Origin of the sequence: Mucilaginibacter sp. Bleaf8 (assembly GCF_018390515.1) — a bacterium.
Taxonomy (GTDB): Bacteria; Bacteroidota; Bacteroidia; order Sphingobacteriales; family Sphingobacteriaceae; genus Mucilaginibacter.
The window spans coordinates 24786-39202 of sequence record NZ_JAHBBK010000004.1 but is presented as its reverse complement, the minus strand read 5'-3'; the positions used below and the strand labels follow the sequence as shown (position 1 = coordinate 39202).

At 43.9% G+C, this 14417-nt stretch carries 15 protein-coding genes; 8 read left to right on the top strand and 7 right to left on the bottom strand.

Annotation, left to right across the window (positions count from 1 at the left end):
* The first annotated feature begins 98 nt into the window (after positions 1-98).
* The 4 genes from leuB (at position 99) to ilvA (ending at position 4520) form a co-directional block, all read left to right on the top strand.
* A complete protein-coding gene (gene leuB / locus KHS38_RS17785) occupies positions 99-1187 on the top strand; it encodes a 3-isopropylmalate dehydrogenase (protein WP_213490107.1) in 1089 nt (362 codons plus the stop codon).
* Positions 1188-1238: 51 nt separating this feature from the next.
* Positions 1239-1997 carry a class I SAM-dependent methyltransferase gene (locus KHS38_RS17780; RefSeq protein WP_213489915.1) on the top strand — a complete coding sequence of 253 codons (759 nt, stop codon included), beginning with the start codon at positions 1239-1241 and terminating at the stop codon, positions 1995-1997.
* A 102-nt stretch (positions 1998-2099) separates the two neighbouring features.
* The gene (locus tag KHS38_RS17775) at positions 2100-3266 is read left to right on the top strand and encodes a 2-isopropylmalate synthase (RefSeq protein WP_213489914.1); all 1167 of its coding nucleotides are present in this window, start codon (positions 2100-2102) and stop codon (positions 3264-3266) included.
* A gap of 3 nt (positions 3267-3269) precedes the next feature.
* Positions 3270-4520 (top strand): threonine ammonia-lyase IlvA, encoded by a 1251-nt coding sequence (ilvA, locus tag KHS38_RS17770; protein ID WP_249665464.1) that lies wholly within the window; start codon positions 3270-3272, stop codon positions 4518-4520.
* A 62-nt stretch (positions 4521-4582) separates the two neighbouring features.
* Here ilvA and KHS38_RS17765 read toward each other — a convergent pair whose 3' ends face one another.
* Together KHS38_RS17765 and KHS38_RS17760 are read right to left on the bottom strand one after the other, a co-directional pair.
* Positions 4583-5347, bottom strand: coding sequence for a glycosyltransferase (locus tag KHS38_RS17765; protein ID WP_213489913.1), 765 nt, complete (start codon positions 5345-5347; stop codon positions 4583-4585).
* Between the two features lie 27 nt (positions 5348-5374).
* The gene (locus tag KHS38_RS17760; protein ID WP_213489912.1) at positions 5375-6178 is read right to left on the bottom strand and encodes a glycosyltransferase family 2 protein; all 804 of its coding nucleotides are present in this window, start codon (positions 6176-6178) and stop codon (positions 5375-5377) included.
* An 85-nt stretch (positions 6179-6263) separates the two neighbouring features.
* On the opposite strand from KHS38_RS17760, the gene KHS38_RS17755 reads away from it, so the two are divergent.
* Positions 6264-7610 (top strand): lipopolysaccharide biosynthesis protein, encoded by a 1347-nt coding sequence (locus KHS38_RS17755; protein WP_349627938.1) that lies wholly within the window; start codon positions 6264-6266, stop codon positions 7608-7610.
* A gap of 11 nt (positions 7611-7621) precedes the next feature.
* Here KHS38_RS17755 and KHS38_RS17750 read toward each other — a convergent pair whose 3' ends face one another.
* On the bottom strand, positions 7622-8734 hold the full coding sequence (locus KHS38_RS17750) for an acyltransferase family protein (RefSeq protein ID WP_213489910.1): 1113 nt from the start codon (positions 8732-8734) through the stop codon (positions 7622-7624).
* Between the two features lie 127 nt (positions 8735-8861).
* Between KHS38_RS17750 and KHS38_RS17745 the strand changes: the two genes are divergently transcribed.
* The gene (locus KHS38_RS17745) at positions 8862-9713 is read left to right on the top strand and encodes a beta-1,6-N-acetylglucosaminyltransferase (RefSeq protein WP_213489909.1); all 852 of its coding nucleotides are present in this window, start codon (positions 8862-8864) and stop codon (positions 9711-9713) included.
* Here the strand turns inward: KHS38_RS17745 and KHS38_RS17740 are convergent.
* The 4 genes from KHS38_RS17740 to KHS38_RS17725 are packed head-to-tail and all read right to left on the bottom strand — an operon-like array spanning position 9702 to position 12257.
* Entirely contained in the window at positions 9702-10223 is a 522-nt protein-coding gene (locus tag KHS38_RS17740) for an ATP-binding protein (RefSeq protein WP_213489908.1), read from the bottom strand. The genes KHS38_RS17745 and KHS38_RS17740 overlap by 12 nt on opposite strands.
* A gap of 15 nt (positions 10224-10238) precedes the next feature.
* Complete coding sequence (locus tag KHS38_RS17735; protein ID WP_213489907.1) at positions 10239-10565, bottom strand: STAS domain-containing protein; 327 nt, start codon at positions 10563-10565, stop codon at positions 10239-10241.
* 8 nt (positions 10566-10573) lie between these two features.
* Positions 10574-11707, bottom strand: a complete 1134-nt coding sequence (locus KHS38_RS17730; RefSeq protein ID WP_213489906.1) for a fused response regulator/phosphatase — start codon at positions 11705-11707, stop codon at positions 10574-10576.
* A 1-nt stretch (position 11708) separates the two neighbouring features.
* The gene (locus tag KHS38_RS17725; protein ID WP_213489905.1) at positions 11709-12257 is read right to left on the bottom strand and encodes an Asp23/Gls24 family envelope stress response protein; all 549 of its coding nucleotides are present in this window, start codon (positions 12255-12257) and stop codon (positions 11709-11711) included.
* A 65-nt stretch (positions 12258-12322) separates the two neighbouring features.
* Between KHS38_RS17725 and KHS38_RS17720 the strand changes: the two genes are divergently transcribed.
* Together KHS38_RS17720 and KHS38_RS17715 are read left to right on the top strand one after the other, a co-directional pair.
* Positions 12323-13234 (top strand): glycosyltransferase family 2 protein, encoded by a 912-nt coding sequence (locus KHS38_RS17720; RefSeq protein WP_213489904.1) that lies wholly within the window; start codon positions 12323-12325, stop codon positions 13232-13234.
* Between the two features lie 6 nt (positions 13235-13240).
* Positions 13241-14410, top strand: coding sequence for a glycosyltransferase family 2 protein (locus tag KHS38_RS17715; protein ID WP_213489903.1), 1170 nt, complete (start codon positions 13241-13243; stop codon positions 14408-14410).
* Positions 14411-14417: the final 7 nt, after the last annotated feature.

Sequence of the window (14417 nt, the reverse complement as noted above, 5' to 3'; positions counted from 1 at the left end):
CTTCAGGACATTTACATGCTAAGCGAACTAACTACTCGGCATGTGGGAAGCCGAAACAAGTTCAGCATGACAGTATATCACAAAACATACAAATGGGTATTAAGAAGCATATTTTAGTTATCCCTGGCGATGGCATTGGCCCCGAGGTTACAACCTGGGGCAAAGCTGTTTTAGAGCAGATAGCTACCGAATACGGACACGAATTCACTTTTGATGAGGCGCTAATGGGCCACGTAGCCATCGAAGCTACCGGTAACCCGTTGCCTGATGAAACCCTGGAAAAAGCCAAAGCAAGCGATGCCATATTGTTTGGTGCTGTAGGCCATGCCAAATACGATAATGACCCATCAGCCAAGGTTCGTCCGGAGCAGGGTTTGTTAAAAATCCGCAAGGAGTTGGGCTTGTATGCCAACCTGCGCCCAATCATGCTGTTTGATGAGCTGCTGGATGCATCAAGCTTAAAACCGGAAGTATTACGTGGTACCGACATCCTGTTTTTCCGCGAATTGACCGGCGACGTTTATTTTGGCGAGAAAAACCGTAGCGAAGACCGCAACACCGCATCCGACCTGATGATTTATCACCGCTATGAGGTGGAGCGCATTGCTACTAAAGCATTCGAGGCAGCCCGCGCACGCAGCAAACGCCTATGCTCGGTAGATAAAGCCAACGTGCTTGAATCATCCCGCCTGTGGCGTGAGGTGGTACAGGAACTGGCCAAGCAGTACCCAGATGTTGAAACTGAGCATATGTTTATTGACAATGCCGCTATGCAACTGGTTAAAAACCCGAAAAAGTTTGATGTGGTATTAACCGCTAACCTGTTCGGTGATATTTTAACCGATGAAGCTTCGCAGATTGCAGGTTCTATGGGTATGCTGGCCTCGGCTTCCATTGGCGATGGTACAGGCTTTTTTGAGCCGATCCACGGTTCAGCACATGACATTGCCGGGCAGAATAAAGCAAACCCGTTGGCTTCTATCCTATCTGTAGCACTGATGCTCGAAATCAGCTTTGGCTTACAAGATGAGGCTAAACGCATCACTTCCGCCATTGACAAAGCTCTGAAAGACGGTTACCGCACCGGCGATATTGCTGATGCCAACACCGATCAAAGCAAAATACTGGGTACCGATGCCATGGGTCAAAAAGTACTGGAGTATTTACAGCAACCCGTTTTATCATAATTACAAATAGCAACTTCAACACATTATCTCACATTATAACCACAATACAACATGAAATGGAACGCGGAATTATATGATGACAAACATGCCTTTGTTTTTCAGTTTGGAGAGAATGTGCTGGAGCTGCTGGATGTAAAAACCGGCGAAAGGATATTAGACATTGGCTGCGGTACAGGTTACCTTACTCAGCAAATTCAAAATCAGGGTGGCTTGGCAAAAGGCACTGATTACTCGCCCGAGATGATAGCGCAAGCCAAGGTCAACTATCCGGACGTTGATTTTGCGGTTGCGGATGCCAGCAATTTCAGCGAAGATGGGCAGTATGACGCCATCTTTTCAAACGCGGCCCTGCACTGGATCCATAATCAGGACGGCATGATGCAATCTGTTTATAATGCCCTGAAACCCGGAGGCCGCTTTGTGGCCGAAATGGGCGGCAAAGGCAACGTAGCCAAATTGATTGCAGCAACCCAACAGGTATTGGTACAGCATGGCTATGCAGAACAGGCTAAAACGCAAATCTGGTATTTCCCATCATTGGGCGAATACACCAGCCGCCTGGAGAAACACGGTTTCCGGGTAACGTTCGCTGTCCATTTCGACCGCAAAACGCCGCTACAGGATGGCGACCAGGGCGTAGCCAAATGGATCAAAATGTTTGGTTCGCAATATTTCACCGGCATTCCTGAAGCCGAACAAACACAACTATTACAAGAAATTACAGCCATACTGGAGCCACACTACAATGAAAACGGCCAATGGTATGCTGATTATAAAAGATTAAGATTTATAGCGATTAAAGAGCAGTAACAAGTACTTAGTATCAAGTATCACGATTTAAAAATACAGCCAATTCATGATACTTGATACCTGTTACTTGATACTAAAAATCAAAAAAACACACAAAGCATTATGTTACACGATCCAAACCGAGTATATGTATTTGACACCACCCTGCGTGATGGTGAGCAGGTACCGGGCTGCCAGTTAACCACGCCTGAAAAGATTGAAATAGCGCGCGAACTGGAAGCGCTGGGCGTTGACATTATTGAGGCCGGTTTCCCGGTATCAAGCCCCGGCGATTTCCAAAGTGTTGTGGAAATTTCCAAAGCCGTAAAAAACCCGACCGTATGTGCCCTTACCCGCGCCCATAAAGGCGATATTGATGCTGCTGTTGAAGCCTTGCAATACGCCAAACATCCGCGTATCCATACCGGTATTGGTGCATCGGATATGCACATCAAGCATAAATTCAACAGCACCCGTGAGGATATTTTAGAACGTGCGGTTGAGGCTGTTAAATACGCTAAAAAATCGGTAGAAGATATTGAGTTTTATGCTGAAGACGCCGGTCGTGCAGATATTGAGTTTTTAGCCAAGATGGTAGAAGCCGTTATTGCAGCCGGCGCTACCGTAGTTAATATCCCTGATACCAATGGCTACTGCCTGCCTGACCAGTATGGCAGCAAGATTCGCTTTCTGAAAGAGAATGTAAAGAACATTGATCAAGCCATTATCTCCGTTCACTGCCATAATGATTTGGGGCTGGCTACGGCCAACTCTATTGCCGGTTTACAAAACGGCGCCCGCCAGATTGAAGGTACCATCAACGGCATTGGCGAACGTGCTGGCAATACTTCTATCGAAGAAGTGGTGATGATTTTAAGAACGCACCAGACCTTAGGCTTGCATACCAATATCAATACCCAAAGCTTTTATGAATTGAGCCGCATGATAAGCACTCAAATGCGCATGCCGGTACAACCCAATAAAGCTATTGTGGGCAGCAATGCTTTTGCGCACAGCTCGGGAATACACCAAGATGGTTTCCTGAAAAACCGGGAAAACTATGAAATTATACGCCCTGAAGATGTGGGCTTCCCGAGCGCCAGCATTGTGCTTACGGCACGCAGCGGCCGCCATGCCTTAAAATACCATATGGAGCGTTTAGGCCATAGCTTGGAAAAAGAAGAGCTGGCTACCGTTTACCAGGAATTTTTAAAACTGGCCGATAGCAAACTGAACATTGATGATAACGATTTGCTCGGTTTGGTAGCCTATCGTTTGGTAAAACAATAATAGATGGATACTGAAACCAATATGCAGCTCGATTTTGCATCAGCCCAGGAACGTTTGAGCGGGGTGGTTCGCCGTACCCCACTGGAATTTAACCAGGGACTGTCAGACAAATACGAGTGCGAAGTATACTTAAAGCGCGAAGACCTGCAAGTGGTACGCAGTTACAAACTGCGCGGCGCTTACAACATGATTAGTCAGCTGGATGAACAGCAGCGGCAACGCGGCGTGGTTTGTGCCAGTGCGGGCAATCATGCACAGGGTGTAGCTTTTTCGTGCCGCAGGCTGGGTATTAAAGGCGTTATTTTTATGCCCGAGATTACGCCTAAGCAAAAGGTTAAGCAAACACAGATGTTCGGCAACGGCTTTGTGGAAATTGTACTTACCGGCGATACGTTCGATGATTGCCTGCAAGAAGCCTTGGCTTATACCGAAGCGCATGAAATGACCTTTATACCACCGTTCGATAATTACCGTATTATGGAAGGACAGGGAACCGTAGGTATGGAAATACTGGAGGATTTGCCTGAGGCCGAGGTGGTACTAATGCCGGTAGGCGGTGGCGGCTTAGCTGCCGGAACCGGCACTTACTTAAAGCAAATCAATGCGGGTATTAAGTTAGTAGGTATTGAACCGGAGGGTGCACCTTCTATGGTGGAAGCTATACGCCGCGGCCAGCCGTATACCCTATCGCAAATAAACCGCTTTGTGGATGGTGCTGCCGTAAAACGGGTAGGCCAGCTTACTTACCAAATTTGCAGTGAGATACTTGATGAAATGTTATCAGTACCCGAAGGCAAGGTTTGTACTACTATCCTTAAATTATACAATGAGGATGCTATTGTAGTTGAGCCAGCCGGCGCACTATCCGTGGCAGCACTGGATTTGGTTAAAGAGCAGATTAAGGGTAAAAAGGTAGTTTGCGTTATTAGCGGTGGTAACAATGATATCGACCGCATGGGCGAGATCAAAGAGCAATCGTTGTTGTACGAAGGTCTGAAACATTACTTCATTGTTCGTTTCCCGCAACGCCCAGGTGCTTTAAAACTATTTGTAAGCAGCGTATTAGGCCCGCATGATGATATTACCCGTTTTGAGTTTATTAAAAAAACCGAACGAGAGCGTGGCCCTGCACTGGTGGGCATCGAGCTAAAATCGGCTGATGATTATCCGGCCCTGATGCAGCGCATGGAAGCCCATCGCTTTGATGTGATAGAGATAAACCGGGATCAAACACTGTTTGAGTATCTGGTATAAAATAAGAAAGCCAATTGATCAGGATTGGCTTTCTTATTTTATCTTAGTGACAAGTTTCCGTATTAAAACAGAACCTCCCAAGTATGTTTAACATTGCGGTAAACCGCACGCGCCAAACCAATAAGTGGATTATTACTTTGGCGTAAATCACTACGTTTCATGGTGCTTGGTTCGTCTTCAGAGTTTACCTGATCAAACAAGCCTTTATAATCTTCATAGAACATTCCCTTACCTTTCTTTTTCAGAAAAGAGATAGCCATTAAAAATTCCGTACGGTCGCCCTTCAATCCCTCCGGGTAGCGGCCAAACTTTTCAAAGAAAGCAGTTCGGCGCAGGTGCGGATGGTCGCTGTAGGAATGGAACTTTCGATAGCCGGGATACCATATCCTGAAAATCATTTCTGAAAAGCCATCGCGGTAAGGTTTTAGGTACGGGTATTTAAAATAAGCATAAAAACGAACCAGATCAATATCGGCACGCTCATCCATAATAGAAATTGCGTCTCTCAGGTGCTTACCATAACCTGGCTTAGGGTCAAAGTCTTCCTGCACATAAAGGGTGTAAGGCGTTTTTACGGCATCCTGACCTTTGTTGATATTATTGCCTAACCCTTTATTAACCGGCGTAGTAATGAGCCTGAAACCAAACTGGTGTTGTATGCGCTTCAACTCCTCCAAATGCTCGGGCCTGCTGCCATCATCCGATACAACAATATCGCCGAACAATATCTGTTGCTTTTGAAATGCTTGTAACAAGCGCTCTAAAGATTGGCTGCGGTTATAATGGGTAACCAGTAAAGTAACGGTTTTAAATTGCTGTGGTGCCATGCTTAACTACTTTAATTCAATAAATAATTAAGCGTTTGGTTTACCTGCCATCACATCCAAGGTGCATTTAAGCAACTTAACCTTTACATACACGGCACGCATGGCCAACACAAGCGGGTTTTGACGTGCACGCCAGTTAGGCCGGTGCACGGCTGTGCTTGGCTCGTCCGATGAGTTTTTCTGATCGAACAGCTCGGTAAACTTATCATAAAACAAGCCGCGCCCTTTGTGCTTAATGAACTGCAAAGCCATCGTATACTCCGTAACATCCGAATTTAGTCCTTCCGGGTAACGGCCGAATTTTTCGAAGAATGTAGTGCGACGCAGGTGTGGATGGTCGCTGTAAACGTAAAACTTGATATGATTGGTGTAAAACGGATTTAAATGGAATACCATTTCGGAGAAACCTTTACCATAGGGTTTTAGGTACGGATATTTAAAATAGGCATAAAAGCGTACAATATCCAACCCCTTGTCGGTATCCATATAGCTTAGGGCATCTTTCAGATGGTCGGCAAAGCTGGACTTGGGGTCAAAGTCTTCCTGTACATATAGCGTATATGGTGTTTTAACGGCATCCTGACCTTTATTGATGTTGTTACCCAAGCCACCGTTTTTAGGCGGACTAAGCAAGGTAAAATCATATTGACCCTGCAGCGACTTAATATAATCCAAATGCTCAGGCTTACTGCAATCATCAGACACTACTATGCCGCCAAAAGTAAAGCCCTGATCTTTAAACGATTTAAATAAGCGCTCCAGCGAACGGCTCCGGTTATAATGTGTAATTAATAAGGTAACTTCTTTGAAAGTATTTCCGTTTACATCCATAATTCAAGCTAATAAGCTAATATGCCAATTATTACCATCTAACCGAGGTATTATTTGTTTATTCTTGCTGGAGTAATTTTACGAGATGATGTTGCAAAAAGTTTTTAATCTTGTGCGAAACAAGTATTTTTTATCGCTGGCGGGGAATGTGATCATGTCAGGATTAGGTTTAATTACCATGACGCTGATTTACCGTTCACTCAGCAAATCGGATGCGGGTACGTGGGTGTTTTTTCAATCTATCCTGCTGCTTATTGATACTTTTCGTTCCGGATTTTTAACTACAGCATTCATCAAATTTTATGCAGGTGCCAGCAAAGAGCGCACTGCCGAGGTGGCCGGATCGGCTTGGTTTTTAGGCCTATGCATTACGGGTATACTGGCGCTGGTAAGCGTTTGCTCGTGGCCGTTCTTAGGCTATATTAAAGACGAGGGCCTAATGATGTTTTTTAAATACTCGGGCATTTATTATGCCTTATCACTGCCCTGGTTTATTGCAACTTGTGTAATACAGGGCGATCAGCAATTCGGTAAGCTGCTTTACATCCGCTTGAGTAATCAGGGCAGCTTCATTCTGTTTATCGTGGCGCTTTTGATAGCCGGTAAAATGAGTATCCAATATGTGTTGTTTGCTTACCTTACTTCCAACCTGCTTACCAGCATTTTTGCGTTAAGTAAACGCTGGTCGCGCATTAGCACGTTAAAGCAACGCACTACCGAAAGTATAAAAGACATTTTCAACTTTGGCAAATACAGTGTAGGCACTACGCTCAGCTCTAATTTGTTCAATACTTCCGACACTTTTATTATCAACTTTACTTTAGGCAAACAGGCACTGGCTATTTATAACCTGGGGCAAACCTTAATGCAACTGGTAGAAATTCCGTTACGCAGCTTTGCCGTTACTGCCATGCCCGAACTGGCCGCCGCTTACAATCAAAACAGCCGTGAAAACGTAATCCGCATCATGAAAAAGTATACGGGTATGCTAACGGTTATGCTGATACCCGCTGCTATAATTGGTTGTGCTTTGGCCGATTTGCCGATTTACATTATTGGCGGTGGTAAATATGCCGGTACCGAAGCGGCCAACGTGTTCAGGTTGTTCCTGACGTTTGCTATCCTATTCCCGCCCGATCGCTTCTTTGCTTTAACGCTGGATGTGATTCACCGTCCGCAGGTAAACTTTTATAAAGTATTGTTGATGCTGGCAGTAAACATCAGTACCGACTTTTTAGGCTACTACCTTACCCACAGCGTATACGGCATAGCTGGCGCTACGGTATTCCCGGTATTAACAGGAGCCATTGTGGGTTACTGGGCACTGAACAAATACAGCAGCTTCTCGTTCTGGAGCATTTTTAAAGTGGGATATGAAGAAACCGTGCTGCTTGTGCGGCAAATGTTAAACAAACGCAAGCTGCAAAGTTAAGCAGCTGCGTTTTACCACAGCCACCAGGTTTTTTTCCCTTTATGCTGAGGCACCTGGTTAAACCGCATCTCAATGTTCTTAAAGGTCCATGCTGAAACCCAGAAAATCAGAAGATAATTAGGAATAAACAGATAGGCATACGCCGATGGTGGAAACTTTAGTACGCGGAAAAATACGATATTAAATAAGCTGAGCATCAGCGTATGCGTCATGTATATGGAGTAGGAGTATTTTCCGGTGGTATGCAGTATCGGTGATTTTTTAAGGAGATCGGAAATCCAGCCCCGCTCAAAAGCAAACACCAATATGGTTACAAAAAACAGCACTTCATACATAAAACCATAAGGCTTCAATTCTTCACCATATAATACGGTGATCAGTATGGTTGCCATAAACAAAGTTTCGGCTACGTGGAAAGCACCTTTGCCCCACTGGCCCACTTGTGGCTTTACCCTGGCGTAAGTAGTATAGCAAAGTACACCTACAAAAAAGCCGGTTATGCCACGTAAAAATCCGTAATCGAAACTATACACCAATCTGAAACCGCCAGTTAGCCAATACAAGGCAGAGGCGGCAGCAGCAATCACCAAAGCATAAACTACCGCCTTTATGCGGGTTAAACCGGCACGGTTAATCAGCATCATGGTTAAACCAAATACCAGATAAGCTATCATTTCGGCGCTGATAGACCAGCTGGCAATATTCCAGCTTACATCATGTATACTTGGCCACTTAACCGAATTCACTAAAAACAGGTTAGTAACAGCCGTATAGATATTATTACTTTCATTAGTAATTTTATTAACATGTACATAATGCGAGGCCCAGCCTTTAAGCAGCTCAATAAGCACAAAGGCTATAAATACCACAAAGTGCAACGGGTAAAGCCTTAAAAATCGCTTTTTGTAAAATTTCTTTAAATCGGCCCCGGTAGTGATGAATTGGTAGCTGTAAGCGATAACAAAACCACTAAGAATGAAAAAAAAGTCAACAAATAAATCTGCATTCCGTACAAAATTATTGTTAATGACGGGCGTTGCTGAGAATGCACTTAGATGAAATAATACAACCAGGCTTGCAAAAATGCCTCTGAACACATCTAGAACCTCAAATCTTTCCTTCATTGACCAGTAGTTAAAATGATAAATTTTTAAGCTTAATATACGGACGTTTGCTTGCCCGGGTTATGGTTATCGCAAAATACTTATATAGCCTGATGCTGTATCTTAAAATTTGAAGCATTTACAATCCATGAAAATTGCGCATCTGATTTTAGCACATGATAAGCCCCGGCAACTGGAGCGGTTGATTGACCGTATAGCTTATGATGGGGATGCCATATTTATTCATCTGGATAAAAAAGCTGACATAAGCCACTTCAATTATCTATCAGATAAAGCACGTGTATACTTTATTAAAAAAAGGGTAAAAGTAAACTGGGGCGCTTATACCATTGTGCAAGCAACCATCAACGGATTTGAAGAAATTATTAACTCGGGTACCGAATACCAGTATATTAATCTGCTGAGTGGTGCCGATTATCCATTGCAACCCCCCAGGTACATTCATCAGTTTTTAGATGCTCACCCCAACCGTGCCTTTATGAAGTATGAGCACTTTGAAGATTGGCAGGAAGCTATTTCGCGCGTAACCAAGTACCACTTGGTTAACTATCCTTTTCCGGGGCATTATGGTGCGGAGTGGATATTGAACACCCTGTTGCCTAAACGCAGTATGCCGGGTGCACCGGTAATGGTTGGCCGGTCGCAATGGTTTACGGCATCAATTCAATGTATTAAATACATTGTTAACTTTTGGAACACGCATCCCGATGTACGCCGTTTTACCAAATTTACCTGGGGGCCCGATGAGTTTATTTTTCAGACTATCTTATACAACTCTCCGCTTCGTGACTGTATAGTGAATGACCACCTGCGGTACATCGACTGGTCGGCAGGGGCAGCCAGCCCTAAAACACTTACCACCGCAGATGCTGATGCCCTGCTGTCGTCGGGCAAACTGTTTGCCCGGAAGTTCGACATGACAAATCATGCGGCTATTTTGGATAAAATTGATGCACATTTGCAGCTTCTATCTGTATAACCTGAGCTTCGCTGTAAATATATTATCCGGTTTTCGATAGCGATAAGAAAACTCGTCGGCAGTTTTAGTTATAATAAGCAGACCGAAATGCTCGTGAATTTTGCTAATATCCAAGTTTTCCAAAGCATTCTCCTCACATACAAACCGAACTTCCTCTCCTAATACTGCATATAACGTGTGCATTACATCATAGGCAACCATAACTCTGGTTTGACCGGTAGGCATTGCAGCGTTAAGTAAAGGCAGAGGATTGCCGGCATCTGCTTTGATTATCTGCAATTCGTCAGCACTTATAACAACGCTTAGATGTGCCTCACCTGTACCCGAATGCTTCAATGCATTGGTAAGCAATTCAATGATAATATACTTGGCCCGAAAGAGTATATCTTCAGCCTCGGCATAATTTTGCAATTGCAGTGCAATGCAATCCAAAACCTGCTCCGTTAAAGGCATCAGGCTGCCAGACCTGGTATCAAAAGTAAATTGTTGTTTAAAGATAGAATTGCTCACAAGCCCTGCCTTACCTTACAGCACTTCGCTGTAATCGTTGTAAATCTTAAACACCTTATCCAGCCTGATCAATTTCACCAGATTATGAATATCAGGCTGCAAACCAACCAGAATAACATCAAGCTGCATACTGATGGCGTGCTTAAGCGCAGCCACAATAGCACCTAAAAATGAACTATCAATGTACTGTACCTGCGCCAGGTTCAACACAATGCTTTTCTTTTTTTGATCTAAGAGAGAGATAATCTGGGTTTTAAATTCATTGGCATTGTTCAGGTTAGCCTCCGTAAGGTTTACATCAACCTGCAAGTATTTATCTTCTTTAACAATGTAAATCATCATGTAGTGTATTAAATTTTGTGAATTTGTATAATGGTGCAGTCATCAACCAAAGTTTCAATTTTCGGCACCAGCTCCTGCTTCAGGCTCTCAAACGATGGATTATATGTCAATAGCTGCTGTAAGCGCAAGGCGAATGAATCATAATCGCTTTTTTTACCTTCTTCAGCCGCATAATCGGTAAGGCCGTCGGTGAAAATAAATAGCCGGTCGTTGGAGTTCAGCTTTATTTCCTGCTCGTCATAACTACCATCGGCAAACATACCCAACAGCAAGCCAGAGGAGTTTACCTGCTTTAATTCTCCACTTTGTGCGTGGTAATGCAGCAAAGGCATGTCACCGGCACCGGCGTAAAACAGCTGACCGGTAACACGGTCAACCCGAAGCAACGACAGGCTTGACAAAACATCGCGCAGCATATCATCATGGCAAACTATGTAATTTACTTTTTGCAAAATTACGGCAGTTGAATGCTCGCCGCTTAATATGCTAAAGCGTATAGCCGCGCGGATGTAGCTTAAAAAAGTAAATATAAAAAACCAGGCCTTCCAGCGCTTGCCCATAATATCACCCAGCAATATAAAGGCATACCGGTCATCAGTCTCAATAAAATCTATAAAGTCTCCACCCGGAATATCCTGGTAATCTTTATGCCAAAAATCAACCTGCAGCCCGTTCATCGCCGGTATTTTATCGGGTACTACGCGGATGTTAAGCGCAGCCGCTGCACGCCTTATTTCCTGCTGAGACAGTTCACGCTGCTTTTGTACGGTATTCAGCAAGCTGTTCAGCTTAGCTACAATTACGTTTACCGGCGTATCTTTCAGTACATAATCAACCGCCTGCAAACCCAAACCGGCTGTCATGAGTTGAGTGTCCTTGTTGCCGGTTAAAAATATAAACGGGATATCCTGATAAGCGGGTAATTGCAACAACTGTTTTCTGAATTCCATGCCGTTCATATCCGGCATTTCGTAATCAGACAATATAGCGTCGGGCGTATAAGAGGTTAATTTATTAATAGCTTCTCCTGCCGAAAGCACTGTTTGACAGGCAAAACCTTCCTTTGTAAAAGCCTGACTCAGCAGTTTCAGGTAAAGCGGATTGTCATCAACCAATAATATATTTTTAGCAATCTGTGCCATATTACTTTTCAGGACTTACTTTTTTATAAATAGAACGTATCAGCAAAAATATACCCGATAAGATAATGAGCAACGATATCAGATCCATTAACGTTACGCCATCATCGGGCGTAAAATAGTAAATGGTAAACATTTCGAAGTAAGGCGGTGCCGGCATAATAATCATGGCAAAGCCCAAAGCAATCATAACCAAGCTTATCAGGATCAGAAAGAATCTCGATAAACGTTCGCCACGCAGATATTGCCTGGAGATATTACTATCAATCTGGTTGTTAGATAACAGGATGCTAAACTCATCCAGCAATGCGGCGCGGGATGCATTCTCATCAGTATCAATTTGTTGAAAAGCCGCAATTTGCTCCCGGTAGCTTTTGGTATTATCTAATGCCTCATTTACCCGCAACCTGATATCTTTAATTTTATCGCTGTCAATGTCGCTTTGGGCCAGCAGGGCTACCAGTTCATCAAGCTTGGCATCAATAGCCTCTTCTTTACCGGCCGACTGCTGCAAACGGGTAACTTCTTTTTTTATATTTTCGTTGCTGTCCAAGTTTGTTGTTATAAAATTCCGTTTACAAAACTTTTGCGGCCTTTTTACCGTAAAATCCGGTATCAATGAAAAGTGTATCCATCATTACGGTTAATTACAATCAAAGTTTCGTTACCGAACAACTTTTGTCGTCAATATTTGCTACCAATACCTACCCTGATATAGAAATTATTGTGGTAGATAATGCCAGCAAAGACAATCCCGTACCTGCATGGAAAATTCAGTACCCGGATATTACCTTTATCCGCTCGGACGTAAACCTCGGCTTTGCAGGGGGTAATAACTTAGCCGTTAAGCAAGCTAAAGGCGATTATCTGTTTTTTGTGAATAATGATACGGAATTTACACCTAACCTGATCGCACAGTTGGCCAAAATACTGGATGAGCATCCACAGGTAGGTATGGTATCACCCAAAATAAGGTACTTTGACCAGCCCGACATGCTGCAATATGCGGGTTTCACTCCTATGAATTACTATGTAATGCGTAATCACTGCATTGGGCAGTTTGAAACAGATAAGGGGCAGTATGACCATGCGCCCGGCCCTACCGGCTACATACACGGTGCAGCCATGCTGGTACGCCGGGAGGCGATTGATAAAGCCGGTATGATGGCCGAAAACTTCTTTTTATATTATGAAGAGATGGACTGGTGCGACCATATTAAACGTGCCGGTTACGAAATATGGGTAGAGCCAGCAGCACTTATTTACCATAAAGAATCGGTATCGGTAGGCAAAGTGAGCGGCCTTAAGGAATACTTTATGAATCGGAACCGCATTTTGTTTATACGCCGCAATGCATCCCTCCAAGCCCGGCTTTTCTTTTACGTATATTTTACTACGCTTGTAGTACCCCGCAACATGATCAACTACCTGCGCAAAGGTTATAAAGGTTTTACCGGCCTGTTGTTTAAAGCCATATGGTGGAACATAACCGAAAGTAAAGAAAGCACAAACCTTGGATACCCGTTTTAAACTGATATGAAATTACTACTCTGGCTAAGCCTGTTTATTGTTTTTTATGCTTTTTTTGGCTACGGCATACTACTATTTATTATCATTAAAATAAAGCGTATGTTGCGCGGCAAACCGGTTTTACCTGTTGTTGAGCCGGCTATGCTACCTACCTGTACGCTGGTAGTGGCTGCCTTTAATGAAGAAGGCTTTATGGCCGAAAAAATAAAGAACACACTGGCGCTTAATTACCCAGCGGGTAAACTGCAATACGTTTTTATTACCGATGGCTCAACCGACCGCACGCCCGACATCATTGCCGCTTATCCACAAATTACGCTGATGCACTCGCCCGAACGCCGGGGTAAAATTGCGGCCGTACACCGTGCCATGACGGCTGTAAATACTGAGGTAGTCGTATTTACCGATGCAAACACTTACCTGAACCAGGATGCACTGCTTAATATATGCCGCCACTATAGCGACGCCAAAGTAGGTGCCGTGGCCGGCGAGAAGCGCGTTCATGTTGATGAAACTGCAGATGCCACCGCAGGTGAAGGCTTTTACTGGAAGTACGAATCTAAATTGAAAACCTGGGACTCCGAGCTATATTCGGTAGTGGGTGCAGCTGGTGAGCTGTTCAGTATCCGTAAATCGCTTTATCGCCCTGTACCGCCCAATACCATATTGGACGACTTTATGATATCGTTGCTGGTAGCGAAAGACGGTTACCGGGTATTGTATGAACCGGATGCTTACGCTACCGAAACTTCTTCCGAAAATGTAAAGGAAGAATTAAAGCGTAAAATTCGTATTGCAGCAGGCGGTATTCAATCAATCATCTGGCTTAAAGCTTTATTGAACTTTTTTAAATACCCGGTACTTTCATTCCAATACATTAGTCACCGCGTATTACGGTGGACGGTAACACCATTTTTGATGATACTCGCATTAATTTTAAATGCCGTAATTGTAGCGGCAGGCGGCGGGGTACTGTACCAGCTGTTACTGTTAGGGCAAGTAGCTTTTTATTTAATGGCACTGGCCGGATGGTTGCTGGAACGGCGCGAGGTAAAGGTTAAACTGCTGTTTATCCCCTATTACTTCTGCATGATGAATTATGCCGTTGTTAGAGGTATATTTCGCTATGCGGCTGGCCGCCAAAGTGCCGTTTGGGAAAAATCAAAAAGAAAATAATTGCGTG

Coding starts and splice junctions, on each gene's coding strand:
- KHS38_RS17780 (WP_213489915.1), top strand. CDS start 1,239: ATGAAATGGAACGCGGAATTATATGATGACAAACATGCCTTTGTTTTT.
- KHS38_RS17775 (WP_213489914.1), top strand. CDS start 2,100: ATGTTACACGATCCAAACCGAGTATATGTATTTGACACCACCCTGCGT.
- ilvA (WP_249665464.1), top strand. CDS start 3,270: ATGGATACTGAAACCAATATGCAGCTCGATTTTGCATCAGCCCAGGAA.
- KHS38_RS17765 (WP_213489913.1), bottom strand. CDS start 5,347: ATGGCACCACAGCAATTTAAAACCGTTACTTTACTGGTTACCCATTAT.
- KHS38_RS17760 (WP_213489912.1), bottom strand. CDS start 6,178: ATGGATGTAAACGGAAATACTTTCAAAGAAGTTACCTTATTAATTACA.
- KHS38_RS17755 (WP_349627938.1), top strand. CDS start 6,264: ATGATGTTGCAAAAAGTTTTTAATCTTGTGCGAAACAAGTATTTTTTA.
- KHS38_RS17750 (WP_213489910.1), bottom strand. CDS start 8,734: ATGAAGGAAAGATTTGAGGTTCTAGATGTGTTCAGAGGCATTTTTGCA.
- KHS38_RS17745 (WP_213489909.1), top strand. CDS start 8,862: ATGAAAATTGCGCATCTGATTTTAGCACATGATAAGCCCCGGCAACTG.
- KHS38_RS17735 (WP_213489907.1), bottom strand. CDS start 10,565: ATGATGATTTACATTGTTAAAGAAGATAAATACTTGCAGGTTGATGTA.
- KHS38_RS17730 (WP_213489906.1), bottom strand. CDS start 11,707: ATGGCACAGATTGCTAAAAATATATTATTGGTTGATGACAATCCGCTT.
- KHS38_RS17720 (WP_213489904.1), top strand. CDS start 12,323: ATGAAAAGTGTATCCATCATTACGGTTAATTACAATCAAAGTTTCGTT.
- KHS38_RS17715 (WP_213489903.1), top strand. CDS start 13,241: ATGAAATTACTACTCTGGCTAAGCCTGTTTATTGTTTTTTATGCTTTT.